20 protein-coding genes and 6 pseudogenes are annotated in these 26,754 nt (G+C 60.9%); 15 read left to right on the forward strand and 11 right to left on the reverse strand.

Annotation, left to right across the window (positions count from 1 at the left end):
• Window positions 1-192 precede the first annotated feature (192 nt).
• From ICI42_RS24290 to ICI42_RS22375, 10 genes and pseudogenes are all read right to left on the reverse strand, one after another.
• A pseudogene (locus ICI42_RS24290) lies at window positions 193-390 on the reverse strand (nitrate reductase associated protein); the annotation flags it as partial.
• A gap of 63 nt (window positions 391-453) precedes the next feature.
• The gene (locus tag ICI42_RS22335; protein WP_188166826.1) at window positions 454-1,614 is read right to left on the reverse strand and encodes an amidohydrolase; all 1,161 of its coding nucleotides are present in this window, start codon (window positions 1,612-1,614) and stop codon (window positions 454-456) included.
• Between the two features lie 80 nt (window positions 1,615-1,694).
• Window positions 1,695-3,287 carry an ABC transporter substrate-binding protein gene (locus ICI42_RS22340; RefSeq protein ID WP_188166827.1) on the reverse strand — a complete coding sequence of 531 codons (1,593 nt, stop codon included), beginning with the start codon at window positions 3,285-3,287 and terminating at the stop codon, window positions 1,695-1,697.
• Window positions 3,280-4,719 (reverse strand): amidase, encoded by a 1,440-nt coding sequence (locus ICI42_RS22345; protein WP_188166828.1) that lies wholly within the window; start codon window positions 4,717-4,719, stop codon window positions 3,280-3,282. The genes ICI42_RS22340 and ICI42_RS22345 overlap by 8 nt, the downstream gene beginning before the upstream one ends.
• A 316-nt stretch (window positions 4,720-5,035) precedes the next feature.
• Window positions 5,036-5,878 carry a LysR substrate-binding domain-containing protein gene (locus tag ICI42_RS22350; protein WP_188166829.1) on the reverse strand — a complete coding sequence of 281 codons (843 nt, stop codon included), beginning with the start codon at window positions 5,876-5,878 and terminating at the stop codon, window positions 5,036-5,038.
• A 116-nt stretch (window positions 5,879-5,994) separates the two neighbouring features.
• Window positions 5,995-7,020: a M14 family metallopeptidase gene (locus tag ICI42_RS22355; protein WP_188166830.1), complete on the reverse strand. Its 1,026-nt coding sequence runs from the start codon at window positions 7,018-7,020 to the stop codon at window positions 5,995-5,997.
• The gene (metC, locus tag ICI42_RS22360) at window positions 7,020-8,189 is read right to left on the reverse strand and encodes a cystathionine beta-lyase (RefSeq protein WP_188166831.1); all 1,170 of its coding nucleotides are present in this window, start codon (window positions 8,187-8,189) and stop codon (window positions 7,020-7,022) included. The genes ICI42_RS22355 and metC overlap by 1 nt, the downstream gene beginning before the upstream one ends.
• Window positions 8,190-8,194: 5 nt before the next feature.
• Window positions 8,195-9,802, reverse strand: a complete 1,608-nt coding sequence (locus ICI42_RS22365) for a rhodanese-like domain-containing protein (RefSeq protein ID WP_188166832.1) — start codon at window positions 9,800-9,802, stop codon at window positions 8,195-8,197.
• Window positions 9,803-9,886: 84 nt separating this feature from the next.
• Window positions 9,887-10,495: a cysteine dioxygenase family protein gene (locus ICI42_RS22370; protein WP_188166833.1), complete on the reverse strand. Its 609-nt coding sequence runs from the start codon at window positions 10,493-10,495 to the stop codon at window positions 9,887-9,889.
• Between the two features lie 137 nt (window positions 10,496-10,632).
• Window positions 10,633-11,643: a YeiH family protein gene (locus ICI42_RS22375; protein WP_188166834.1), complete on the reverse strand. Its 1,011-nt coding sequence runs from the start codon at window positions 11,641-11,643 to the stop codon at window positions 10,633-10,635.
• A gap of 101 nt (window positions 11,644-11,744) precedes the next feature.
• Here ICI42_RS22375 and ICI42_RS22380 point away from each other — a divergent pair, with 101 nt between their 5' ends.
• From ICI42_RS22380 to ICI42_RS22415, 8 genes are all read left to right on the forward strand, one after another.
• Window positions 11,745-12,656 (forward strand): LysR family transcriptional regulator, encoded by a 912-nt coding sequence (locus tag ICI42_RS22380; protein ID WP_188166835.1) that lies wholly within the window; start codon window positions 11,745-11,747, stop codon window positions 12,654-12,656.
• 102 nt (window positions 12,657-12,758) lie between these two features.
• Entirely contained in the window at window positions 12,759-15,110 is a 2,352-nt protein-coding gene (locus tag ICI42_RS22385) for a molybdopterin-dependent oxidoreductase (RefSeq protein WP_330999225.1), read from the forward strand.
• A 360-nt stretch (window positions 15,111-15,470) separates the two neighbouring features.
• Window positions 15,471-17,018 carry an ABC transporter substrate-binding protein gene (locus tag ICI42_RS22390; RefSeq protein WP_188166836.1) on the forward strand — a complete coding sequence of 516 codons (1,548 nt, stop codon included), beginning with the start codon at window positions 15,471-15,473 and terminating at the stop codon, window positions 17,016-17,018.
• Window positions 17,019-17,141: 123 nt separating this feature from the next.
• The gene (locus ICI42_RS22395) at window positions 17,142-18,122 is read left to right on the forward strand and encodes an ABC transporter permease (RefSeq protein WP_188166837.1); all 981 of its coding nucleotides are present in this window, start codon (window positions 17,142-17,144) and stop codon (window positions 18,120-18,122) included.
• Window positions 18,115-18,942 (forward strand): ABC transporter permease, encoded by an 828-nt coding sequence (locus ICI42_RS22400; protein WP_188166838.1) that lies wholly within the window; start codon window positions 18,115-18,117, stop codon window positions 18,940-18,942. The genes ICI42_RS22395 and ICI42_RS22400 overlap by 8 nt, the downstream gene beginning before the upstream one ends.
• Window positions 18,939-19,955: an ABC transporter ATP-binding protein gene (locus ICI42_RS22405; RefSeq protein WP_188166839.1), complete on the forward strand. Its 1,017-nt coding sequence runs from the start codon at window positions 18,939-18,941 to the stop codon at window positions 19,953-19,955. The genes ICI42_RS22400 and ICI42_RS22405 overlap by 4 nt, the downstream gene beginning before the upstream one ends.
• On the forward strand, window positions 19,948-20,718 hold the full coding sequence (locus ICI42_RS22410) for an ABC transporter ATP-binding protein (protein WP_188166840.1): 771 nt from the start codon (window positions 19,948-19,950) through the stop codon (window positions 20,716-20,718). Before ICI42_RS22405 ends, ICI42_RS22410 begins: the two co-directional genes overlap by 8 nt.
• A 2-nt stretch (window positions 20,719-20,720) precedes the next feature.
• Entirely contained in the window at window positions 20,721-21,527 is an 807-nt protein-coding gene (locus ICI42_RS22415) for a VOC family protein (protein WP_188166841.1), read from the forward strand.
• Between the two features lie 129 nt (window positions 21,528-21,656).
• Here ICI42_RS22415 and ICI42_RS22420 read toward each other — a convergent pair whose 3' ends face one another.
• Window positions 21,657-22,436, reverse strand: a complete 780-nt coding sequence (locus ICI42_RS22420; RefSeq protein ID WP_188166842.1) for an SDR family NAD(P)-dependent oxidoreductase — start codon at window positions 22,434-22,436, stop codon at window positions 21,657-21,659.
• A 176-nt stretch (window positions 22,437-22,612) separates the two neighbouring features.
• Between ICI42_RS22420 and ICI42_RS23820 the strand changes: the two are divergent.
• From ICI42_RS23820 to ICI42_RS22450, 7 genes and pseudogenes are all read left to right on the forward strand, one after another.
• Window positions 22,613-22,711, forward strand: a pseudogene (locus ICI42_RS23820) (hypothetical protein); the annotation flags it as partial.
• A 62-nt stretch (window positions 22,712-22,773) separates the two neighbouring features.
• Window positions 22,774-22,893, forward strand: a pseudogene (locus tag ICI42_RS24295) (IS110 family transposase); the annotation flags it as partial.
• A gap of 394 nt (window positions 22,894-23,287) precedes the next feature.
• Window positions 23,288-23,946 (forward strand): annotated as a pseudogene (locus ICI42_RS22430) (transcriptional regulator).
• Window positions 23,947-24,123: pseudogene (locus ICI42_RS22435) on the forward strand (AAA family ATPase); the annotation flags it as partial. It abuts the pseudogene before it with no gap.
• A gap of 118 nt (window positions 24,124-24,241) precedes the next feature.
• Window positions 24,242-24,480 (forward strand): annotated as a pseudogene (locus tag ICI42_RS23825) (hypothetical protein); the annotation flags it as partial.
• A 697-nt stretch (window positions 24,481-25,177) separates the two neighbouring features.
• Complete coding sequence (locus ICI42_RS22445) at window positions 25,178-25,405, forward strand: helix-turn-helix domain-containing protein (protein WP_188166845.1); 228 nt, start codon at window positions 25,178-25,180, stop codon at window positions 25,403-25,405.
• Window positions 25,402-26,664, forward strand: coding sequence for a type II toxin-antitoxin system HipA family toxin (locus tag ICI42_RS22450; RefSeq protein WP_188166846.1), 1,263 nt, complete (start codon window positions 25,402-25,404; stop codon window positions 26,662-26,664). The genes ICI42_RS22445 and ICI42_RS22450 overlap by 4 nt, the downstream gene beginning before the upstream one ends.
• The last annotated feature ends 90 nt before the right edge of the window (window positions 26,665-26,754 follow it).

Here is a 26,754-nt window from a genome sequence, read left to right on the forward strand (position 1 = left end):
ACCAACGAAAATTGGATGGAGGCCAACCGCTACATCAACATGGACGACCTCAGAGAGCACAAGAAGCTCGAACTCCGAAAAGCCGCATGACCAGCACAATGGCCGCCCCAATTTGCAGAACTTCACGCACACAACCGTCATTTGCTTGCAGTATAAAGGCCTCAGGTACCGCGTCGGTATTCGACCGGGCCGAGCTGTCACCCAGTTTCCAATCACTGCAGTCATGGCGGTCCGCTCGCGAGTGCTGCCGCATGGCATCTCAAACAAACCTGGGCGCTGGTCATGACTCAACTGATACCATTGCTGTAGAGACAGCTTAACTCCGATCAGGTCCAGCTTGAGTCCGACCGCCATCGGGATACAGCGCAGGCTGCCGCCGAAGTCCTTTTCGAAGTCAAAAAATCGTGTCCGGCATCGCTTTCAAGGTTTGGTGAGGTCGATTGGCGCCCGCGCTCAGGTCAACTTCCGCTCGACGATGGCCGCCATAATGGTCGCGGCCGGAACGATGGCGTCGTCGTTGAAGTCATAGGCGTCATTGTGCACCGGGGCGCTGTTCTCGCCATTACCGACGAAGAAATGCGCGCCCGGGCACTGTTCGAGCATGAAGGCGAAATCCTCCGACCCCATGCCAACGGGCTTGTCGGGGTTGACGTTTTCGCGGCCGAAAAGCCCTATCGCCACATCGGCGACGATCTCCACCTCGTCCAAATCATTAAAAAGCGGCGCAAACACCAGGCGAAAGCTGCTGGTTGCAGTGCATCCGGAAGCGTCGGCCATGGCGTTTGCGGTCTGGTCGATCTCTGCCTGTAATTGTGCCAGCACAGCGCGCGAATGCGCGCGGATCGTCCCGGACATGGTGACTGCTGCGGGAATGATATTGTAGCCTCCATCGGCCTGAAACCTGGTCACGCTCAGGATCGCCGGTTCCAGTGCGGTAATCCGTTGCGCCACGAGTGTGTTGAGCGCGGTGACGATCTGGCAGCCGACCAGGATTGGATTGGTTCCCAGATGCGGACTGGCCGCATGGGCGCCTTTTCCGGTCACGCTGATATCAAAGAAAACGCCGCCTGCGCTGGAGCGCCCCCGGCAAATTGCCACCTTGCCGATAGCCATCGCCGGGAGATTGTGCAGGGCATAGATCGTATCGCAGGGAAAACGCTCGAACAGACCATCTTCCAGCATGCCGACGGCGCCGCCCCGCCCTTCTTCAGCGGGTTGAAAAATCAGGTTCACCACGCCGTCAAAATGCCGGGTCTCGGCCAGATAGCGTGCTACGCCCAGCAGGATTGCGGTATGGCCGTCATGTCCGCAGGCATGGGATACGCCCTCAACCGTGCTGCGATAGGGCAGTTGGTTCGGTGCCTCCTGAATGGGAAGGCCATCCATGTCGGCCCGCAAGCCGACGCTGCGAGTTCCGTTGCCGGAACGCAGGACGCCCACGACGCCGGTGCCGCCGACTCCACGGTGGGTTTCGATGCCTAGGCTTTCGAGCGCCGAGGCTACCAGTTCAGCAGTCACGAATTCCTGCAACCCGAGTTCTGGATGGGCGTGAATCCGATGACGGATCTGCATCAGATCGGCTTTGAAACCGGCAATATGATCGGCAATCGTCATCGGTAACATCCAGATCCGGCTGGGTCACAGGCAGCGCCGGTCCCGCGATAGGCGAAATCGGCGCTGCTGCTGGTCAGACCCTATTCGTCCACCCAGGCATTGCCCCAGCGGCCGTTACCCATCCATCCCCAAAGGCCATGCAGTTTCTGCGAGGAGCCATCGAAGCCGCTGAGCTCATGCAGCATCACCAGCGGCAGGTCCCGCATCAGGATGGGCGTGATCGACCGGTAGATGCGGGCACGCTCTTCCTCGGATGTCGCCTTGGCGCCGTCGGTGAACAGCTGGTCGACTTCGGGATTGGAATAGCCGGGCGCATTGCCCGATACGCGGCCGATGGCGTCGGTGATAAAGGCTCGAGCGATACCGATAGCGGGATCGCCATAGGAGCTGAAGTCGTTGAGATAGATGTCGAAATCGCGATCAACGAAGACACGCGGCATGACCACGGCCAGATCCAGCGGCTCAAGCGCCACATCGACACCGATTTCACGCCAGTTTGCCTTGAGGGCTAGAGCTGCCAGATGCCGCTCGGGAATCGTGCCGCTATAGATGATCTTCACTCCGAATCGCGTGCCGTCCGGACCGGCTTCGTATCCTGCCTCATCCAGGAGCTGCGCCGCGCGCTGGAGATCGAAGGGATGCGACTGGTCGTAGTTCACGTCAGGATTTGCCGCCCAAACAATTTCCGTGGGCCAGGGCGCGCGACCCGGTTCTCCGTAACCGGAAAAGGCGTTGTCATGAATGAATTGACGATCCGAGGCACGCAGCAATGCATCGCGCACGCGGACATCGCTCATCGGCTCGCGTTCGAGATTGAAGGACATATAGGTCATGTTCGGGGCGAAGCCCGATTTTGTCACCTTCAGGTCCGGATTGTTCTCGATCAGCTTGGCGTCATTGAGCGGAAAATAGACCATCGGAATGAAGTCGATCTCGCCCGAGATCAGCGCTTGAATGCGCGACGCGGCATTGGGCAGGCTGCGAATGATCAAGCCGTCCAGATAGGGCTTGCCCTCCTCCCAATAGGTCTCGTTACGCACCAGAGTGATGTGGCTGCCGCGCTCCCAGCCTACGAAGCGGAACGGGCCAGTGCCAACGGGCTGCTGATTGGTTGCCAGATTGGTTTTGACATCGGTGCCCTTGAACAGATGGGCGGGCAGGATGGGTGCCGAATAGGTGCAGTTCAGTGTCTTGAGCAGCGGGGCATAGGGTTCCTTCAGCCTGATGACGGCGGTGTGTTTGTCCGGGGTATCGACGGCCAACAAGTTGGAACCGACTTGCGTCGAGAAGATTGGACTGAACTTTGAGACGACCTCTTCGAGCGTGTAGCGCACGTCTTCCGAAGTGAACGGCTCGCCATCCTGCCAGGTCGCCTGGCGCAGGTGGAAGGTATAAGTCAATCCATCACCTGACACTTCCCAGGACTTGGCCAACAGCGGTTGGATGGTCTCCACGCCATTGTCATTGGCTGTTGTCACCAGGCCTTCATAGATCATGCAGCCGCTCAGTGCGTCGGGCGTAGCGCTGGTCAGGGCCGAATTGAACCCCTGCGGTTCAGCGCCCAGACCGATGATCGCCGTGCCGCCCAGGCGCGGCGCAGACTGTGCCGAGGCGGGTGCGGTGAGAAGAATTGCTGTGAGCACCGCAGCGGATGTCATAGTGAAGTCACGCATGCTGCGCTTCCTTTCGCGCCGACAGATAGGCGGTCGGGCGGGTCGTGAAGGGACGGATGTTTTCGAATCTGGCAGAGGCCTGCAGGACGGTGAGCTCATCCATCCTGCGTCCGACAATCTGCAAGCCAACCGGTAGGCCGGCCTTGGTGAGGCCTGCGGGGATAGAGGCCGCGGGGCTTCCCGAGAGGTTGAAGGGGTAGGAAAACTCCGCCCATTGCAGCCAGTCCCAATTGTGCTGCGGCCAGTCCTGCGGCATGAGGTCGGGAAGCGGGAAGGCAGTGACGGAGACAGCGGGCGTGAGCAGCAGGTCGTAATCCTCGAACCAGCGATGGATCTCAGTGACGTATTCGTATTTGCGCGCCTTGCCCGCCATATACTGGCTCATGGTGATGCCGATGCCGTCCTTGATGCAGGCGACAAGTCCGGGGTCCATCTGGCTTTCCCATTTCGCGAGGTTCGGCTCGGCACGGGTCATGTGCGCGGCCCAAAGCAAGCGCTCGATATCGGGCCCCTTCGGACCCCAGTCGGGCGTGACCATTTGCAGTTCGCAGTCAAGCTCTTTGGCAAGGTCCTGCGCTGCCGCCATGCTGATCTCGGCCACCTCCGGGTCGACGCGGGCATGGCCCAGGTCCGCGCTATAGGCGATACGGCGGATGGAGGGGCGCTCTCCGAGTCGCTCGTAGTAGCTGTATTGGGGTTTTGGCAGCGTGGTGAAGTCGGCGGGATGGTCGCCGGCCATGACGTCGAGCATAAGGGCCGCATCGGCGACGCTGCGGGTCATCGGGCCGACGGTCGCGGTCAGATCGCTCAACGCAACCGGGGAAATCGGTACCCGGCCATAGGTCGGCTTCAGGCCGTATATGCCGCAGAAATGCGCCGGCATGCGGATTGAACCGGCCCCGTCGCCGCCCTGATGCAGGGGGCCGTAGCCGGCAGCGGCCGCTGCTCCGGCCCCGGCGGAGGACGCGCCGGCATTCATTTCGAGTTGCCAGGGATTGTGGGTTTTCCCGGTCTGCGGGCACCAGGACACCCCGGACCACCCGTATTCGGACGTCGTCGTCTTGCCAAGGACCACGGTGCCGGAGTTGACCAGCCGCTGCGCGACAGGCGCATCGCGCGTCACTTTCGCTCCGGCAGTCGTGTTGGATCCGCTGCGCGGGGGCATCCCTCGCATGGCAACGGTGTCCTTGATCGTGACGGGCACGCCCAGCAGCGGCTTGTCGACGTCCCCGGTTCCCCACAGGACTTCGGCATTGCGCGCATCCGCCAGCGCCCGCTCCGGGGCGAACTGGGCGAATGCGTTCAGTGCCGGATTGGTCTCCTCGATATGATTGAGAATTGCCTTCGTCACCTCGACGGGCGAAATCTTGCGATTGCGATAGGCAATCAACAGGTCGACGGCTGAGGTGTAAAGCAGGTCTTGGTCTTTCATTATTCGGTCGGCCTTCTTCTCGCCGCGCGGAGACATCCGGAGCGGGGCCGGATAGGCGGCTGCAATAACCACTACTTCAAGGGTGATGGATCGCTGGTGGACATGCCGATCAGCTCGCTGGGAAGCCGGACCTCGCTCACCCTCCGTTCCATTCCTCCGTCAAGCTAGCACCCGATTTTCGGGGCAAACAATCAAGAATATTTCGGGTCGAACTTAAGCAGGGCTGATGTATCAGCCGGCAAGCCACTATTTGCAGCAATGGGCCGCGCATGCATCGCGTGTGGAGGAGGTAAAAGCAATGCCGTGAGCAACCTGCCTAGACGACACGCAGGGTCTCGAAGACCTTTTCAGTCACGGTGCCCTTGTCACGCGGCCGCATGAACAGCTTGAAGGCAACGTCCGGCATGAGGGGCATATCTTCGGCCGAGCCCAATACCCGCATGTCCTCGGCGACCTGGTTGAGGCTTCTGGCCGTTACGCCAAGACCGGCCCTTACGGCGGCTCGTACAGCCCCCAGATTCAGTCCTAGATAGGCGATGAACCACTTCTTGCCGGCCCCTTCCAGAGCCTCGATGGCCAATGACCGGAAGAGGCTCGGTTCGTCGGGCAGCACGAGGGGCAGGGGACGTGAGGGGTCAAAGGCGAAGCCGTCGGCACAGATCCAGACAGTCGGCGTAACCCGCAGGGTTTCGCTGATGAAGCTGTCGTCGGAGCGGGTGGTGATGGCGAGGTCTAGGTTTCCCTGGGCCAAGGCGTCCATCAGGAATGGGCTGCGCTCAGAATGTACTTCGAGCAGAATGTTCGGATGCGCCTTGGCCACCTTCTGCAGCAGCAGCGACAGGAACGTCTCCGTTACGTCGTAGCAAGCGCCGACGCGCAGCACGGTGAACTTTCCCCCGGCCACCGCCGTCGACATCAATTCGTCGTTCAGCTCGACAATGCGGCGTGCATAATCCCTGACCTTGACGCCGTTCTCCGTCAGGACCTTGGTCCGGCCCTTCTTCTTGAACAGGTCATATCCCAGCAGTTCCTGGAGCCGCTGCATCTGCTGGCTCACAGCGGACTGGGTCCGGGAAACATGGTCGGCCGCAGCGGCGAAGGACTCCTTGTCCGCAATGGCGACGAAGGTTCTGAGAATGCTCAAATCCAGGTTTCGCATGGTCTTTCCTGCAGCGGGCTGCCTCGATTACATTAGATAAGCTAAAGCAATCGGCAGGCGAAGCAAAGACGCTTCTTGCGTGATCATGCGAAACCTGACGGCCCTGAGCAGCAGCGTCAGGGGATGTCCTGCCATTCAAGGGCAAGGAAGGCGAGCCGGTCACCCTCATGGACCACCGGGTCGCGGCGCGACATGATGACGATCGAGTCGCGGGCGGCACGGACAACATCCCTGTCCTCGAAGAAGTTCACGATGCGACCGAGCGGCTGGCCGGCCTTGACCAGCGCGCCGGCAGGCGCACAATCGATGAGCATTCCCGCCGCATCAGCATAGGCGAAGGTACGCTTGGTGACGATCTTTCGCCCTGTCCTGCTCTCTGTGTCCTGTTGTGCTCCGATCATGCCAAGGTGGGCCATGACGGCCCGCGTTCCGGACAGGCCCGTCGTGATCGGGCCTTCCTGGAAGTCGCCGCCCGATCCGATCTCGGCCATGAAGGCGATAATGCCCTCCGCCGCACAGGCCGCATCGATGCCGCCATTCACCCCGCCGGCGATTTCGCCGGTGGCGGTGGCGAGGTCTACGCGACAATTCAGCTGTGTCCCGAACGACAGCGCCATGGCTTCGGTGCGACGGCCGAAATCAGGCGACATGCCGGCATGCGCCTTGAATACCGTATAGGGCTCGGCGGCATAGGCCGTGCCCACAGTATGAAAACTGATCAGGTGCGTGGCGTAGCGGCGCACCGCCTCGAATAGGATATGGGCGACACGTTGCGAATAGGTGCCGTCTGCCCGGCCCGGAAACTGCTGATCGAGATCGAGCCAGTCCAGGTTGTTGATCTTGCTGCGCCAGTTCACCGATGCAGGGTTGCTGAGGGGCGTGCACACCACCGCTCCCTGTAGCGTCTCCGTGTCCAGCGATGCGATGAGACGTCGCATGACCATGAAGGCGTTGACCTCGTCGCCATGCACCGCGCCGTTGAGCCACAGCGTCGGGCCGGGCGCGCGGCCGTTAGCGATGCAAACCGGCATCGTCAGGTCCGAGCCGCTCGAAAGCCGGCCCACCCTTAGCTCCCCGTTGGCGACCTGGCCCGGCGCGGCGGTCGCCGAGCCAACAGAAATAAATTCGTCTCTGCTGGTCATCATCTTACCCCTGCGCTTGTGGCAACCGTGGCGAAAGCCTGCTCGATATCGGCTGCAAGATCTTCCGGATCCTCAAGGCCGACATGCAGGCGCACCATCGGCCCGACGGGCTGCTGTGGTGGATAGAGCCGCTCGCCATAGGGGGAAATCGGCATGGCCAGGCTTTCGAAGCCACCCCATGAACTGCCGACGGCAAAGAGCTGAAGCGCATCGATAAAGCACACGCTTTCAAACCCAGAGCGGAACTCAACCGAAAACAGTCCCGCCGCGCCGGAAAAATCGCGCACGAACAAATCGTGGCGCGGATGATCAGGCAGTCCGGGGTGCAACACGCGTACAACCTCGGGACGCGCAACAAGCTGGGCCGCAACAGCCAGCCCGGCGTGGTGGTGACGGTCATAACGAAGGCCGAGCGTCCGCATGCCGCGCAACGTGTTGTAACTCTCGTCGGGCGCCAGCGTCTGCCCTGTCATGTTCACATGCGTGCGTAGCACAGCATGCGCATCACCCTTTGCAATGGCGGCGCCCATCATTACGTCGGCATGGCCGCCGAGATATTTCGTGCCGGCAATGATGGAAACGTGGCAGCCCAGTTCGAGAGGGCGATAGAGCCAGCCGGAGCCATAGGTATTGTCGATGATGACCGTCACTTCGCGACCGCTCACCTGTGCGGTCAGCATAGGGACGTCGAGCAGGTCGAATGTTTGCGAGCCCGGCGATTCAAGGAACAGGACGCGCGTGTTGGGCTTGAGATAGCGCGACAGGTCCTGGGCGTCGGCGGGGAAATAGTCCACCGATACGCCCATGCGGGACATCAGAACGTCGAACAGCTTTCGGGTGGGAGAGAAGACAGTGTCCACCACCAATGCATGGTCGCCTGCCGACAGGAAGGCGCTGATCGTGCCAGCAAGAGCGGCGACGCCGGTGGGGAACAGATAGGCGGCGTCGCCTCCCTCGATACCGGCAAGGGCCGTCTGAAGCGCGTGCGCGGGTGTGGTTCCGCGCCGGCCATACGACAGCAGCGTTTCGTCGGTCTCGCGCCGCCGCTTGATGTCATCGTAAGAGGCCACCGTATCGTGCAGGATGGTCGAGGCCCTGATCACCGGGGGATTGGCCGGACCGGGACGCGCTGCGGCACCATAGTGCAAAAGCTTGGTTTCTCTCTTCATCCTGATCACTCCGCAGCCGTCGATACGGGTAGCCTCGCATCGAACACGGCATGCTCCTGTTCGTCCATCTGGTCTGTCAATCCGCGCTCCCAGGCCAGGTAGGCCCTGGCCGACTCGAGGCCGCCCGAATGTCGATCATGGACGAAGAAAAGAAAATCGATCATATCTTCGTCCTTGGGGGTGTCGGGCGTCTGTTCGAGTGCAAGCCCCGCAGCCGCCCAGTCGTCGCGCGTTCCGTCCAGTATCCGTATATCGGCGAATCCCGATGACGCCAGATCATGCGCTACGAGCGCAGCGCGCTGGCCGTCTCCGCAAACCACGATGGTCTGTGCGCGATTGGCCGTGATCTTCGTTAGGCGCGGACGTATCACCCATTGCGCGCCTACGATATGGGCGGTGCGATAGTCGCTTCCGGGGGAGGCATCGAGCAGCACAACGCCGTCGGTGCGCATCCGCGTGAATTGCCGAGCGGTCAGATGCGGCAGACCACTGAGTTTGCTCAACTCCAGACGAGGCGCTTCCTGCGCTCCGGCTATCGTCGACACGTCGAGGTCGAGGACGTAGGCGTCGTGTCCCATGGCGCGCAGCCAGTAGCAAGTGATGACGGCGCGCGGGCCGAGATCACAGGTCAGCACGATCCGCGCGCGTCTCGTTGCTACCCAGTGGTCAGTCGCCTGGACCAGCTGCCCTCCGGGGGCATGCACTGCGTCCGGCACGTGCCCGGCACGGTATTCCGCTGCGGTTCGCACGTCGAAGATATAGAGGCTGCGGTCGAGCTCGGCCTTCCAGCGGTGCAGTGTGTCCATGCTGATGCGGGGCACGCCATTGGCCTTGCCGAAATCGACGGCCCGCGCGCGCACGTGTTCCAACTGCTGCGCTGACAGCGGCTGGCTCTCTGACGGCATGCTGCCGTAATTCAGGCTCAGCCCGGACAACTGCCAGCCCTGCGTGCCGTTGCGTAGCGCAAAGACCGGGTTTCGGACTCCAAGATTGATCAAGGTTTGCGCACCGATGATCGAGCGGGTACGGCCGGCGCAGTTGATCACGATCTTCGTCTTGTCGTCCCTGACGAAGGAATCTACGCGGTAGCCCAGTTCCGCATTGGGGCAAGAGAGGGCGGTTGGAATGTTCATCCGTGCATATTCCTCGGGCGGTCGGCCATCGAGGATGACCATGTTTTCCTCCCCCTTGATCATGGCATGCAACTCTTCAGCCGACACTGACGGCGTCTGCATCGCATTTTCCACGATTTCGCCGAATGCCTTGGAGGGCACGTTCACGCCCTTGAAGAGTTGGAAGCCGGCGGCGGTCCAGCCATCCGCTCCACCATCGAGAATGCGCACATTCTGGTAGCCAAGCGCTGCCAGATGCTCCACTGCACTGGAGGCGATGCCTTCCCCCGCCTGGTCGAAAACGACGACGCGCGAGCGAGTTGAGGGCACAAGGTCTCGCACTTGGTATTCAAGCGTGCTGAACGGACAATTCACCGAGAAGAACGGATGGCCTTCGCCATATTGCCCATGTTCCCGAACATCGAGCAGCGCGATTTCGTCGCCGTCCGAAAGTGCCGTCTTCAGATCGGCCGAGCTGATGTAAGCGTGTGGTGAGGGCATAAAAAGTCGGTCCTCGTCGCCCAGCCCGGCTAGGCGTGGGACGGCATGAAGTTCTGTCTGTCGTTTGCTTGAGCTGTTGGCCCGTCAGCGACGGGTCGTCACACCGACGGTCATGAGCCTGCAGGTGCCGGCATCCGGATCGTAGACGGTCCGGTTCGAAAGTGTTTCGAGTGGCCGGCCATACATATGCAGGTGGCGAATGATGGCGTCGCCCCTGATTTCCACCGAGTGAATGTCATCGGGCATGAGCGCGATGGAACGGGTTTCGGCCGAGCCGAGGGCAACCACGTCGCGCTTTTGCAACTGGGCCTTGCCGGCGACGGAGCCGTCGTCGAGACGATCCCAGACACCGTTATGCTCAATGCCTTCCACGCCCGCGACACAAGCCCAGGTCGTGTGATCGTGGGGCGGTATCTTCTTTCCCGGCCGCATGACGTTCAGATAGAGAGTGAGGCCCTCTGGATCGTCCTGCGCGATCATGTACCGTGCCTGCATCTCGCCGTCCTGGGGGGCGGGGTAGTCCTGTTCGGTCCAGAGCGTGGTGTCGGAGGCCAGCTTGTCGAGCGCCGCGCGAGCGATGTCCAGCGTCTCCCGCGTGACACCGCCGGCGAGCGCGCTGCGGGTCGCGGACAATGCCGTCTGGACCGCGGCATCCCGCGCGCCGGCCTGTGTCTTGGGTGGAGATGAGGACATATACACTCCTGTCGGGTTTATGTTTCGGCGTGAGCCTAGCTGTTCGTCGCGCGGGAATTCAAATTCATAATTTTCGCGCGTTGCTTAAACATCACTTATGTATGAGCCTGAGCGCGAAACGCTCGGACAGGTGCCGGTCAGATCGCGCCCAGCGCGGCATAAGCCAGCCCGGAGATGAATATCGAGCCGATGGCGCCGAGTGCCAGGGCGCGCCAACCCAAGGCCCCCAGCTTGCGCGTGTCAGTCTCCAGCCCCATGGCGGCGAGGGAGATGGTCAGCAGCAGCGTCGTGACGGTGACTATCACGTCCTTGGTCGCACCCGTTACCGGCCACACCGAATTCATGGCGACCACTGCCAGGAAGCCAAACACGAACCATGGCATCGGTGGCGCGCCTGTGCCTGCGGCATGGCCGCGCCGTCGGGCCAAGGCGGCTAGGACAAGGATAAGAGGAGCGAGCAGGACGACGCGGCTGAGCTTGGCGACGGTGCCTGATTGGGTAGCCTCAAGCCCGCCCTGAAAGGTGGCTGCCGTGACCTGTGCGACTTCGTGTATCGAGGCGCCGGCCCACCAGCCGAAGGTAGTGCCCTCGATGCCGAGCAACGGAGCCAGCAGCGGCAGGGCGAGCATGGCTATCGAACCGAATACCGTGACGCAAGCAATGGCATAGGCGATGTCTTCGTCGGATCCGCGTGTTACCGTATTCGTCGCGATAACTGCCGATGCGCCGCACACCGCCGTGCCGGCCGCGATCAGCTCCGCCAAGGCCGGCGCTACCCCGAGAAGGCGGCCGATCCATTTGATGAAGACGAAGGTCACGACCAGAATGCCGGCCGCTGCCGCAAAGCCTACAAGGCCCATATCCACAATCTGGGTGTAGGTGAGCTGGAAGCCAAGCAGCATGATGGAAAGGCGCAGGATGCGCCGGAGCGAGAACTTGATGCCCAGCGTGGCCGCAGGGCCGACACCGACCAGGTTGCGCACCGCCATGCCGAGCACCATGGCCAGCATCAGTGGGCTGAGGGCAGACAACCCACTGGTGCGCTGGATGATCACCGCCAGGGCCGCAAGCCCGCTCGTCAAAGCCAGTCCGGGCAGGATGATGCGGAATGCCGTTACGCCATTCGTCGCCTCGGCAGGGTGGGTCATGCAATCCGTCCTAACGCGTGTTTACGCGCTAGATGGACCTGCATAATCAATCATTCTATCATATTGTTTCGAATATAATGATCGATAGAATCGATAAGACGATGACCCTTGAACAGCTTCGTATCTTTCTTGCGGTGGCCGACGGGCAGCACATGACCCATGCCGCCACCAAGCTGGGGCTGTCCCAGTCCGCGGTCAGCGCAGCCATCTCGGCCCTCGAGACACGCCACGATGTCAGGCTATTCGACCGCATCGGGCGGCGCGTCAGTCTGACAGAGAATGGGCGAATTTTCTTGCGTGAAGCCCGCTCGCTGCTCAGTCATGCCGAGAGCGCCAGTCTGGTCCTGGACGACCTGTCCTCGAAGCTGCGCGGCAGGTTGCGGGTTCACGCCAGCCAGACCATTGCCAGCTATTGGCTGCCGACACGACTTGTGGCGCTGCATGACCTTTATCCCGAAATCGCGGTCATGATGACGGTCGGCAATACTGCCAGCGTGGCCGAAGCCGTTCACGAGGGACGCGCGGATCTTGGTCTCGTGGAAGGCGACATCACCCAGGGCAATCTCCGGCGCCAGGTAATCGCGCGCGACAGGCTGGTGCTGGTAATGGCGTCGGGCCACCCGCTGGCCAGCGAACATTCCGTTCCGCCCGAGGCATTTGCTGACTGGGGCTGGGTGCTGAGGGAGCAGGGGTCGGGCACCCGTTCCGAGTTCGAGGGCCTGCTCACGAAGAGTGGTGTGAAACTGTCCGACCTTACGATTGCTCTCGAGCTTCCCTCGAACGAGGCCGTGCTGGCTGCCGTGGCGGCCGGCCGCTTCCTCAGCGTGCTGTCGGAGCGCGCCGTCGCGGCGATGGCGACGGCAGACTGGGTCCGCACATTCCCCCTCGCGCATGCCGAGCGCTCCTTCGCCGTCCTGATGCATCCCGATCGCCATATGACGCGTGCTAAGCAGATGCTGCTCGGGCTGCTGCCCGAGGGAGAAGGGACTGTGCCGATCCCGGCCATTCGCTGAGGTGCGTATTAGAGCCGCTTCACTATTGTGCCAGATAAATCGAATTGTTTCGCCTGGGAGCGCGCACTAGCTCTTGGTTGAACGGCTAGCTCAGGAGTGCTGGTGCTTCTGCAGACCGCCGGTGACAGAGAGGAGCGGCACATGGGCAAGCGGATATCTCAAGGCGTTCCTCATAGTTCGCACTGGGGCGCGTTCTCCGTCCAATCTCATGGCGACGAGCTGGAGGTGACGCCACATCCCTGCGACCCCATGCCATCGCCTATCCTTCCCAATCTCAATGATGCCGCATCACCTGACTGTCGCATCGGCCAGCCGATGATTCGCAGGGGATGGCTCGATAACGGACCGGGGCCCGACACCAGCAGGGGCAAAGATGCTTTCGTCCCGGTCAGCTGGGAGCGCGCCTACGACCATCTTGCCAATGAACTGCAACGGATTGTCGACCGATATAGCAACGAAGCGGTGTTCGGCGGGTCCTACGGATGGTCCAGCGCTGGCCGGTTCCACCACGCGCAAAGCCAGATTCACCGGTTCCTCAATACGACACTGGGTGGCTATTGCCGCTCCGTCGGGAATTACAGTGCCGGCGCGGCACAGGTTATCGCGCCGCATGTGTTCGGAACGCTTGAGGAAACCAACCGGAAGTCGCCGATCTGGGGACCGATGCTATCCAATACAGAGCTGGTTGTCTCTTTCGGTGGCATGGCGCTGAAGAACAGTTCGGTCAGTGGGGGTGGTAACTCCAACCACAATGTCGCCGGCGTGTTCGACCGGTTGCAGGATAGGGGTGTACGGTTCGTGCTCTTCAGCCCGCTCAGGGCCGACCTACCCGAATGGATCCGCGCCGAATGGCATGCCATCAGGCCCGCTACGGATACCGCTGTCATGCTGGCGCTCGCCCATGTGCTCATAGTGGAAGATCTCCTCGATCGGGCCTTCCTGGCAAAGCACTGCGTGGGCTTCGACCGGTTCGAGGCCTACATTCGGGGTCAGTCGGACGGTATCGCAAAGACACCCGGCTGGGCCGAGCTGATCGCACAGCTTCCCGCGGCTGACATCATCGACCTGGCGCGCGACATGGCGGCGCGACGGACCCTGATCACGGTCAGCCAATCCGTGCAGCGGGCAGAACATGGCGAGCAGCCGGTCTGGGCAGCGATTACGCTCGCAGCGATGCTAGGACAGATCGGCCTGCCGGGTGGCGGTTTTTCATATGGGTTGGGGTCGATCGGCAACGTCGGCAAGCCACCCGTGGCGGTGCCGCTGCCTACTCTGTCCCAGGGCAAGAACGGGGCCAGGGGTTTCATTCCGGTGGCGCGGATCTCCGACATGTTGCTGCATCCGGGAAAACCCTTCTCGTTCAACGGGCAGAAACTGGTCTATCCAGATGTCAAGCTCGTCTATTGGGCCGGTGGAAACCCCTTCCATCACCAGCAGGACCTGACCCGCCTCGCGGAGGCCTTCTCGCGGCCGGACACCATCGTGGTGCACGAACCCTATTGGACATCCAGCGCGCGCCATGCCGACATCGTCCTGCCAGCGACGATCACCATGGAGCGCGATGATATCGGGGCTGCCGGCAACGACCCGAAAATGATCACCATGCGGAAGGCCATCGAGCCATTCCAGCAAACCAAAGACGAGTACGAGATATTCTCCGAACTGGCGCAAAGGCTGGATCGTCATCAGGAATTCACCGAGGGCCGAACGGCGCGTGAGTGGATGGCGTTTATCTACGAAACGACGCGGGTGGCTCTTGCCGAACGTGATTTGCCGGCGCCAGACTTCGACGAGTTCTGGGCGGCGGGAGAACTCGAAGTCCCCACCACCGACCGGCTCAGTATCCTCGAAAAATTCCGTCAGGACCCCCAGGGGGCGCCGCTTCCGACGCCCAGTGGCAAGATCGAGATCTTTTCCGAGGTCATAGCCGGCTTCGGATACGACGATTGCGCGGGCCATCCCGCCTGGTTCGAACCGGAAGAATGGCTTGGCGGCGAGATAGTCGAGCGCTTTCCCATCCAACTGGTCGCCAATCAACCGGCGTTCCGGCTGCATAGCCAGCTCGATTTCGGGCGCGCCAGCCTCGGCTCCAAGATCGCCGGGCGCGAACCGCTGACCATCCATCCCGACACGGCAAAGGCTCGTGGGATAGTCCAGGGTTCCATCGTGCGTGTTTTCAATGACCGGGGATCGTTCCTGGCCGGGGCCAATATCTCCGACGCGATTCGGCGGGACGTCATCCAGATTGCCACCGGCGCTTGGTACGATCCCCAGGACATAGTGCCTTTCGGCACAGTGTGCGTGCATGGCAATCCCAATACCGTCACCCGCGATCGTGGAACGTCGAGCCTTGCACAAGGGTCGACGGGCCAACTGTCCATGGTCGATGTAGAACTGTTCCATGGGCCGTTGCCCGAACTACGCTGCCACAAGCCCCCGCGCCTCGACGCCTAGCCACCGCGTGCGCATGTCGGACCCACTGAAGGGCCGGCCAGCCAATATCCATTCATCCACTCAGCCACTGGACGGATCGAGCATGAACCGGCAAACACCAAAACATTAGATACCCTTATAGGTGACTGGCGGAAAATCGATTTGTTTCGTCATTACCACCATGCTTGCATGACACCATCGGAGCTGAGCCTTCGGCCCGGACCGTCCGACCCATCAGCGTTGTCAATGCAATCCTTGGAGTGAGCATGACGAGTTGGGTGGCGCAGGGATATTGCCGAAGGCATCAAGACAGGAGTTAGCATGTTCAAAAAAAGCAGAATAATTAGCGTTTTGCGTTGGACCATTCTTGGAGGTCTGTGGGTGGCGCCTGCGGCCGCGCAGGCCGAAGCGGCGCCGCAACGTGGCGGCACGGCCATTATCGGCCTTGCGGCGGAACCCAAGGGCTTCAACTCTGCCCTGACTAGTTCCACTCCCGACACCGTCGCCGGCTGCATGGTCTATGAGGGGCTTCTGACGATCGACACTGGAAATGGCAAAGACGAGATTTCGCCTCTGCTGGCAGAGTCGTGGGACGTTTCGGACGATGGACTGACCTATACTTTCCACCTGCGCAACGCGAACTGGCATGATGGACAGCCGTTCACATCCGAAGACGTGCGTTACACGCTCGAGGAGGTCGCTGCGAAATTCAGCCCTATGTTCTCGGCGCAGGTAGGCACGAATCTGGTGAAAGTCGAAACGCCGGATAAGCGCACGGCCATCATCCAGCTCAAGCAGCCCTACCCAACCTTGCTGCGCACCTTGAACTGCACCTATTCTACGCCGATCCTGCCGGCCCATATCTTCAAGAACACGGATGTGGCCACAAATCCAGCCACAACGTCTCAGCCGATCGGCACCGGCCCATTCAAGTTCGAGTCCTGGCAGCGCGGCAGTCATATCAATCTGGTTCGCAATGACGACTATTGGGAAGACGGCAAGCCATATCTGGACGGCCTGATCATCAGGGCCATCCCGAACGCCGCCTCGCGCATCCAGGCCCTTATGGCCGGCGAGATCGACTTTATTCCAATGGTCCATTTCCCGCTGAACGACGCGCGAATGGTGGAGAGCACCCCCGATCTACAAATCGTCCGGTCCGGCTTTGCGCCCGGGATGACATACGCCGCGTTCAACCTGAAGCGGGCGCCGTTCAACGATGCGCGCGTGCGCAACGCATTGCTTATGGCGACGAACCGGCAATTCATCCACGATACCGCCTTTTCCGGTTTGGGCGACCTGGGTCGTGCGCCATGGCCATCGGGAATCGAGTGGGCCGCCAATCGGGAGGTGAACTACGACGTCTCCAACCCCTATGACCCTGAGCGCGCTGCGGCGCTTCTAGACGAAGCGGGCCTGTTGGCCGGTGCCGATGGCACGCGCTTCAGCTTGAATATTATCTATGACAGCGCCATTGCAGAACGTAACCAGGTTGCCAACGCTTTGAAGGCAAACTGGGGCGCTGTCGGTGTCAACGTCACCCTGCAGCCGCTCGAGATTGCAGTGGTGATGCCCCGTGTCTTTAAGGAGCACGACTTCGATATCTATCTGAACGACAACAATTCCTATGGCGATCCTGCAATCGGTGTTGGACGAGTTTTCGTGACCGAGTCGATCGGCCGAATTTCGGGCAATGCCGCCCAATATTCCAACCCGGAAGTCGATGCCCTGTTCGCCGCCGGCGCGAAGGAAATCGATCCAGACAAGCGCGCGGAAATCTATCAGTCCATCCAACCGATCCTTGTCCGCGACATGCCGGTGATGATGCTGCATGAACTCAGCGGTTTCGACGGCGCTGCCAAGAGGCTGCATGGGCTTTGGGGCTGGATCGGTAACGGCCGCTGGGCCCATGCCTGGCTGGAGCAGTAGCTGGCTGGCCCGCCCCTGCTCGATCATCACAAGCGACGCGCCGCGATGAGTGCCGACGCGTCGAACTAAGCTGCCTCTGCCGCCCTCGTGATGCTGCAGAATCACACATCAAAAGGTCCACCCATGTGGCAGTATTTCCTGAAGCGCGTGTTCTGGTCGATCGTCACGATCTTTGTGATCATCATCGTCAATTTCGTGCTGATTAAGCTCGTCCCCGGCGATCCGGTGCATGCCATGATCGGCGACTTTCCGGCGCCGCAAGACTACATCGATCAGCTGCGGCGCGATTTCGGCCTCGACCAGCCCCTTCATGTCCAGCTGTGGCTCTATCTGGGCAATCTGGCCCAAGGCAATTTCGGCTTTTCCTTTGCCAACCGGCAACCGGTTCTCGACCTGATCCTGGGCCGCACCGTTAACACGCTGATCCTGATCCTGCCGGCAATCGTGTTTTCGGCAATCATCGGTATCGCACTGTCCCTGGCCGCAGCGTCACGCGGAGGTGGCTTCGACATCACTGTGTCGGCCATAACCCTGTTTGGCTACTCCATCCCTGTTTTCTGGCTCGGCCAGGTCCTTGTGCTGATATTCGCCATCGTGCTGGGCGTCTTGCCGACGTCTGGAATGTATTCGCTGCGGGCGCCGCAGAGCGGGTTCGGAGCCTTCCTTGATCTACTGCGGCACATGGTCCTGCCACTGGCCTGCATCATGGCTTTCAAGATCGCCGTATTTTCGCGCACGGCGCGCGCCAGCATTCTGGGCGTGCTGAACTCGGATTTCGTGATGACCGCGCGCGCCAAGGGGCTTTCGCGCGGCTACACGCTGTGGCGCCACGTCCTCCCCAATGCGGTCATCCCGGTGATCGCCGTCTTCGGCTACCAGTTCGGCCATGCCCTGACGAGTTCGCTGCTGGTCGAGACTGTCTTCGCCTGGCCGGGCGTCGGACAGCTGTTCGTGACGGCGGTTGGCCAGCGCGACTTCCCTGTCCTGCAGGGCATCCTCCTGCTCTCCACCATTCTTGTCGTGGTCGCCAACGTCCTGGCCGACCTGCTCTACACCATCGTCGATCCCCGGATCCGCCGCAGCTTGGGAGCGCGTCATGCGTGAGCTTTTTCAACGACTAGCCGGAAGCCCGGCAGGATTCATCGCGGGCGGCTTCATCTTACTGCTGATCGTGGTCACGATCGTCGTGCCGCTGGTCCATAGCGTGAACCCGATGGCGATCAGCGGCAATGCGCTGTTCCCGCCTTCGGCCCAGCACCTCCTCGGCACGGACGAACTTGGCCGCGACGTGCTGCAACTCCTGATCCACGGCGTCCGCGTCTCGCTGTCGGTCGGGCTGCTGTCAGCGCTGGTCGCCTCGGTGCTTGGCGTGCTGATCGGTGCCTGGGCGGGGTATTTCGGCGGCAGGATCGACATGTTTCTCATGCGTGTCGCTGAAATATTCCAGGTTCTTCCCACCTTCGTGCTTGCCGCGGTGATTGTCGCGATGCTTGGGCCCGGCACCACCCGCGTGATTGCCGTCATCGCCATCCTGGCCTGGCCGCAGATAGCGCTGGTGATGCGAAGCGAAGTCTATCGCGTCAAACAGATCGATTTCGTCGATGCCGTGCGCTGTCTCGGCTACAGCGAGATCTACATCCTGATACGCGAGGTCGTGCCCAATGCACTGCGCCCCGTAGTGGCGCTGGGAACCCTGATTGTGGGCCAAGCCATCCTGATCGAGGCATCGCTCAGCTTCCTCGGCCTCAGCAGTCCCGATGTCATCAGCTGGGGCGGCATGCTCAACAGCGGCCAGCGCTATCTCTTCAACGCCTGGTGGCTGTCCGTACTGCCCGGTATCGCGATCTTCCTGACCGTGCTGGCCTTCAATTTCATCGGTGACGCGCTGAACGCCGCACTCAACCCGAAGGACACTGGACGATGACCAGCCCTCAAGCAAAGCCGCTTGTTGAGATCAGCGACCTGCACCTCTCCTATACCATGCAGCGGGCGACCATACAGGCATCGCGGGGCGCTAGCCTCACGATCGCGCCCGGTGAGGCCGTTGGGCTCGTCGGCGAATCCGGCTCGGGAAAATCGACCCTTGCGCGCGCCCTCCTGGGATTGAACGACCCCAAAAGTACCCGGATCGATAGTGGATCCATCTTCGTGGACGGCACCGACGTGACGCGCTTCGGCGAGCGTGACTGGCGCGTGTTGCGCGGCTCCTCTCTCTCGATGGTGTTCCAGGACCCTCTCTCCTTCCTCAATCCGGTCATGCGTATCGACAGGCAGATCGTCGAGGCGATCCCCAAGTCGATGCGCGCCGAAGGGGTGTCGGAGCGCGTGGATGACTTGCTCAGGCTGGTAAAGCTGCCTCAGGCGGCACGGCGGTCCTATCCGCACGAGCTGTCGGGCGGCATGCGCCAGCGCGTGCTGCTGGCGATGGCTCTGGCAAGCAAGCCCAAGCTGCTGGTGGCCGACGAGCCGACGACCGCCCTCGATGTGACGACGCAGGCCGAGATAATGGATCTGCTCGGCGAGTTGCGCCAGAGGCTGGGCATGGCAATGCTGCTGATCAGCCACGATCTGGGCCTGGTCTCTAAGGCCTGCGAGCGCATCTACGTCATGTATGCCGGACGCACGGTGGAGTGGGGCCCCGGTTCCAGCATCCTGAAAACCCCGGCCCATCCCTACACCAAGGGCCTGTTCGACTCTGCACGCGCCCTGCGCTTGCCCAATGGTCTGTTCGCGACCATCGGTGGCGACGTGCCCAATCTCGCTCACAAGATCGAAGGGTGCCCCTTCCGCATGCGCTGTCCTCTTGCCATGCCCAAATGCACGACGATGAGCCCAGCCACTCAGGTCCTGGGCCAGGACGGTCATTGGGTCAGATGCTGGGCAGCACAGGATAGCGGCATCGCTCCGGCCCAAGGAAACGACGTTAAAAATGCATAATTCCGGCCCAATTTTATCCATCCAGAATGTCACCAAGCGGTTCCGCAACAATGCGGGCGACTGGTTTCACGCGGTCAACGATGTCAGCCTTTCCGTGGCGCAGGGCGAGATCGTCGCCCTCGTCGGCGAAAGCGGCTCCGGTAAGTCGACCCTCGGCCGGATCGCGCTGGGTCTCATCCGCCCCGACAGCGGCAGCGTCTGCCTTGATGGCCGTGACCTTGCGGGCCTAAGTCCAGCCGAATTGCGGGCCGCGCGCAGACGCATGCAACCGGTCTTCCAAGACCCGACCGCGTCGCTTAATCCGCGCAAGACGATCAGGGCCTTGCTGGCGCAGGCGTCGCATCCGGATGCAATTGAGCTTGAAGCATATGCCATCGGCTTGCTGGAAAGCGTAGGCCTGACGCCAGGCAGCGAATATCTGGCGCGCTTCCCGCATGAGTTGAGCGGCGGACAGCGGCAACGTGTTGCCGTTGCGCGGGCTTTGGCCATGCAACCGGCGCTTATCCTCGCCGACGAAGCCCTTTCGGGTGCCGACGTGTCGATCCGCGGACAGATTCTGAACCTGCTTCTGGATATCCGGCAGAAGCGAAACGTGGCCTATCTGATGATCACCCACGACATTTCCGTTGCCCGTGCCTTCGCCGACCGGGTGGCCGTCATGATGCGCGGTCGCATTGTCGAACATGGACCGGCGGGGGAGGTGCTCACGAACCCCACGCATGACTATACGCGCTCCCTTCTCGCTGCCGTGCCAGAACTCTGATCATGGTTGTCCCCAGAATCGATCATCTGGTCCTCGGCGTCATCAACCTCGAGCAGGCGGAGTCGGATTTCCGTCACTGCGGCTTCGATGTGCTCGACCGAGGCGATGCCGCCGGCCCGATGCAGAACCGTCTCGTCCGGTTCGCAGACGGCAGCTTTCTCGAGCTTCTGGCCTTTTCCGGCGACAGCACGCACCGGTTTGCCCCGCGCTGGATGAAAGGTAGCGGCTGGATCGACTTCGCACTCAATGCCAGCGACTTCAGCCGGCAGACCGAAGCGCTGCGGTCGGAGACGGGGCGTGAACTGCCGCGGCGCTCGCTGAGCAAGCCTGCGCCCAATGTCGGCAAATCCTGGGAGCTCGACCTGATCGAACCCGGCGTCGGAGCATTCGACCCCGTCCTGCCGTTTCTCATCGAGGAGAAAACGCCTACCGAATGGCGTCTGCCGCCCTTAGGGGATGACATCCGCCAGCCGCACGGCATCAGCGCCGTGCGCGGCGTGACGTGTGTCACTGATGACCTGGAGCGCAGTAAGACCCTGATGTCAGCTGTGTTCGGAAGGCCTGCCGCCATTGCGTCGCGCCATGGGGCAGGGACCATTGCCGTGCTGTTCGAAGAAGAGAAAATCTGGGTCGAGCTAGTCCAGCCGATCAACAGCGCCACTGCGATTGGCACCCACATCCAGAAATATGGTACCGGGCTGTACGAGGCCACTTTGCTCGGCAATGAGGCGATCGAGTCCCTGCCTGTAGCGGCCAGGCACCGCGCAAAGCTGCGCGTGTCGAGCGTGGATGGCTTTCCCTTCCATTAGGCCCGAGGGCCCCCATCAGGAAGGTTGGATCTCAAAAGCAAAAAAAGTCGCGCGGTGCATAGAGGTTTGCCGCGCGACGGTCAGAGCATCGGCGCTTAGACGCCGGATTACAATAGTATCGTCCGACTATTAGTCCTCGCTGACCGGAACGGTCAGGTTGAGGCAATTGCGGCCGCCGTCGATATAGATCACCTGGCCGGTGACGTAAGACGCGTCGTCGCTGGCAAGGAATGAGATGACGCCCGCAACCTCTTCGGTCCGGCCCAGCCGCGCCATGGGAATGCGCGACAGCACACTCCGCCTTGCGGCGTCGTTCTGCAGTACGCTCCGCTGGCTCGCAGCGGTCAGGATGGTTCCCGGGCCTACTGCGTTGACTCGCACGCCCTTGGGGGCGAGTGCGACGGCGTTGACCCGCGTCAGCTGGTTGATGCCCGCCTTGGTGACCCCGTAGGGCAACTGGTCGGGAATGACCAGGGCGGCCTGCATCGACGACATGTTGACGATCGAACCGGCGCCCTGTTTCACCATCCGCCGCGCCGCCTCCTGGGTGCCATAGAATGCACCCATGAGGTTCACGTTGAACAGGCGATGCATGTCCTCGTCATCAACCTCCAGCACGTCCTTCTTGAGGGAGTAGCCGGCATTATTGACCATGATGTGCAGATCGTCGCCATGGGACTCTGCCAGCTCGATCGCCGCCACGATGTCGGCGCGGCTCGACACATCGCACCGTATCGCCGCCGCCTTGAACCCCTGTTCCACCAGGGACTGGGCCTCTTGTTCGGCCTTCTCGACATCCACATCCGCCAAGATGACGCTGGCGCCTTCATTGGCGAGCCGGACCGCGCAGGCCAGCCCTATGCCGTTCGCCGCACCGGTAACGACGGCGGATTTTCCCCGATGCTTCATGATGTAACCTCACATTTTCCGCGATGAATTTAGAAGCACTCCATGATGGAAACAAACAAATCATGCCGCGCAGTCTTATCAGTGCTGCTAATGTGTTCGAGATTGCTATCGGTGCGATCCCGCGCATGTCCTGGTCGTGGCGGCTGGAGCCGGACATCGCGATCTCGACACCCACGATGCCGGATCGCATCATCACGACGGGCGTGGAGTTCGTCGAGTTCGCGGCCAATGAAGCCGAGGCAGAGGAACTCGACGGTCTTCTGGCTACCATGGGCTTCGTGCAGATCGCGCGCCACCGCAACAAGGATGTGGTGCTCTACAGGCAGGGCGGCATCCCAGGCCACCGAAGCTCGCCGCCGTGGCGCTCGCGAACAAGATCGCGCGCATCGCCTGGAAGCTGATGGTGAGCGGCGAAAGCTGCAGAGCGAATGCGCCACCCGGCCTGGCGCGCACCGCATGGAGATTGGCCAAACACGGGGACATTACCGTGCTGAGCCGACACCGGATTTGCCAGGAAGTGAGTAGGTGGTGTGATCGATCCGAGACGCAAGACACTCCGTTGATCCCATCGGCCATTGTCGGCCGTCATGATGTTAGGAACTTGCTTTGCGGAAACCATCTTGGCCCGCGGTCATGTGCGACCGCACGCGAAGGCGGGACATATGATCGCAAGCGATCCGATCAAAAAGCTGCTCGATTATCTTGCGAGAAGGGGGCCGTCCACATATGGGATCAGATGCTAGCGGGCCTTGTAGCTTTCCTCCTCCAAGATCGCTCTGCCAGCTTAGCAATTATTTTCGATTTCAGCTTGTTGCTGAAACATTCAACGGATTTCCCAAGGTCTTCTCAAATTGAAAAAGATCCAGCGCAGTTTTGCCATCGAATATAAATCCGGTCGGCGCAGAACCAATCTCAAGCCCAACTCGATCTGGGGTGATCTGGATATAAAGTCTGTTGCGCGGGCTTTAGGAGAGGAGGTGGCACCAGTCTCGTCTGCCAAAGGACAGGGCGGCAAGTCTGATGAGGAGTGTCTCCCCAGGAGACAGAACAAGGCTTGTCCTCATTGACACTGCCTCAAAGTGCATCGACAACTGAAACAAAGACACAGGAGATAGGCATAGCTGACGAAAGCGATACGACGACCGATGCCGAAGCGCCGGTCGTGGTTGAAACGCCCATTGCGCCAAAGCAGCGTAGGCAGCGCGCCAAAAAAGCTGCTGCTGAGGCGGCGTCAGGTTCTGCCAATGCTCCGGCGGAACCGACCGTTGCCTCGAACTGGGACAATGGCACGCAGAAGAGAGGGCGCAAGGCGAAAGCGGTGGAAGCCCCGGCAAGTGCCAAACGTGCATATCAGAAGCGTGCTCCGAAGGCTGTACAGACGACGGCGGCCAGCGACGAGATTGCGGATCTTCTGCAGCTGGAGGAAGAAAACCAGAGACTGCGCAAGCAGCTCTCGGAGCAACTTCGCGCCGAAAATGCCGATCTTCGCAGGCGTCTAAAACTGGATTGAGACACCATGCTGATCATCGATCAGCCGGAAGAAACTCGATCCCAAGTCGATTTCGACGAGCTTGTCAGCCTGTTCGTCGCGGCAAAAGCGAAGCGTCAGGTCAGTATCGTCACGCATAACGCCAATCTCCTGATCAACACGGATGCGGACCAGATCATCGTTGCGTGTGCCGGTCCGCTTGGCCAATGTCCTTTGGCATTTAATGGTAAGAATGCCGCCGTTCCGCCGGGACCGGGAAAAATGTGGGGGTAAGAACCTTCATGTAGTCGGGGCCTTTTCGGAAAGGACACTCGTGATGGCTCAAGTGAGGATGAAGGTCTGGGGTGAGATTGTCGGCGCCGATGGCGTTCCGCAGCGTCGGGAGATCGCAATCGTCGACCGCATTATTGACGGAGTGCGCCTCGACAACTTCGCCCTCTCCCTGGCGGAGGCAAGGCGGTAAAGCGCCGTCTGCAGGAGGAACTGACACAGTTTCAGACATCCGGCAGCAGGATCGGAAATGTCAGGAATGCAACCGCCTTCGCAGAAGCGCTTCGCCAGCGTGGAAGGCCACAAGCTCATCGGTGTCTACTTTCAACCAGAAAGCCTGCGGTCAGGTCCATCCCGCCCGCTGTGCTGCCGGCAAGAGAAGCGCATCCGACAATGGGAGCACCAAGCGGTGCTTGATGCCATGGAGCAAAGACATATGGAATGCCAGACGCAATGGCTATCCGCCGCTGTACCATCGAGCAAGTCTTCGGCACCACAAAAGGCAGGATGGGCGCCACCCACTTCCGAATGCGGGGCTCCAGGACGACGCCACCAAACCAACCTGGCATTCTGGCCTACGACATCAAGCGCGCCATCGCGGTTACCGGCGTGCTGCGACCCTCAAAGCGATAGCGGGTGAACGGCGCCAACACGCGCCATGGCAAACAACTGAGCGAACAACGCCGAGTTCTCACAAGGCCTCCGCGAATGATCCTGTCAGCATTCATGGCATCCTCAACAAGACTGGAAGGGCGGTCGTGCCTGGCAGGGTCTTCGAGCGGCCACATCCCCAATTCCTGAGATGGCACCGTTAGAACTGCTTCAAGCAGTGAGCACCAGGGTAGTCTTACGCTGTAGTCGTTCCATCCCGATCGGTTCCATTTCGGTTCGCTGGCGCCGATAATCATAAAATCATCCCGATCGGTTCTTTTGACTTCCCTTACTGCCATCCGATAATATAATCATCCCGATGGGGGTGATTATGGAAAAGATCAAAGATACGAAGAGTCTCGGCACGCTGATCCGCCACGAGCGCAAACAGCAAGGTTTAACGCAGGAACAGCTCGCCGGGGTGATTGGCGTTGGGGTACGTTTTCTGCGTGAGCTCGAGGCCGGAAAAGAGAGCTGCCAGATTGGCCGTGCGATGCAAGTCTTGGCCGGACTAGGCCTTATTGTTTCGGTCGGTCGGCGCCAGAGTTTGCGATCATGACCCGCGTATTGAACGTCTATTTTCGCGAGACCAAGGCCGGCGTACTCGGCCGGCTTGAAGACGGTCTGCTGACTTTTACCTATGATGGCGCGTATCTCCTGGACCAACAATCGCGGGCGATATCGTTCTCGATGCCCCTGCAAGAAGAACCCTTTGGTGATCGGGTGGTGCGCCCGTTTTTCTCCGGTCTGTTGCCGGACGAGGGCGCGCGGCAACGCCTTGCTGGCGCGCTGGGCCTTTCGGCAGGGAACGCTTTTGGACTGCTGGAAGTTATCGGGGGCGAATGCGCAGGTGCTTTGTCACTCTATCCCACCGGCACGGCGCCCGAACCCTCCGGCCAGTCCCAAGCCGAAATTCTCACTTCGGAACGTCTGGATGAAATTCTCAGCAGGCTGCGGACTCGGCCTCTGCTTGGCGGAGACGAGGGCATTCGCCTGTCGCTCGCCGGCGCGCAGGATAAACTGGCGGTCATTGTCGATGGAGATTCCATTTCCTTGGCGAGAGATGGTCGACCAACGACCCATATCTTGAAACCAGTCATCCAGGCGTTGGAAGGCACAGTGGAGAACGAGTATTTTTGTATGCGGCTGGCTGCCCGTCTCAAGCTGCCGGTACCCCATGTCGAGATACGCCTGGGCGGAGCAACCGCTTTTCTCCTGGTTGAACGTTATGATCGGACGAAGGCGGCAGACGGCATCATTGAGCGGCTGCACCAGGAAGACTTCTGCCAGGCCCTTAGCGTGCCGCCGGAGCTGAAGTACGAGGCTGAGGGCGGACCGGGAACAGAACAGTCTCTCGGGCTGATCGACCAGGCCTGTGCGAGACCTGTCGCGGATCGGTTACAGTTCATTCGAATGCTGATCTTCCATTATCTCGTGGGCAACGCCGATGCCCACGGCAAGAACTACGCCCTGCTTTACGGCTCCGATACCCCGGATCTGGCTCCGATCTACGATGTCGTTTGCACGGCCGTTTATCCCCGTTTGTCAAAGAGGCTCGCCATGAAAATTGGCGGCCGCGATGTGCCCGACACGATCCAGCTGAAGCATTGGGCGACACTTGTGCCGGAAACCAAATCTTCTCAGCGCATCCTTGTTCGCGACCTTGCCCAAATGGCGGAAAGGATTGTGAGCGAGGCTGATATCCTTCTTGCAGAGTTGGCCGAAGACGGGATCAAGCATCCTATCCTGAGCGCAATTCGCAAGGTCATCTCAAGCCGGGCTGGTTCGCTGCAGAGGGTCACGGAGCATGTGCCCTAAGAAACTAAGTGTCTCGAACATCATCGCTCTGTCCCTCGAACAACGGGCCGGTGGTTCGTATCCCACCAAGAGAAAAGAGACTGGCGAGCA

Origin of the sequence: Oryzicola mucosus, from assembly GCF_014534685.1 — a bacterium.
Taxonomy (GTDB): Bacteria; Pseudomonadota; Alphaproteobacteria; order Rhizobiales; family Rhizobiaceae; genus Oryzicola; species Oryzicola mucosus.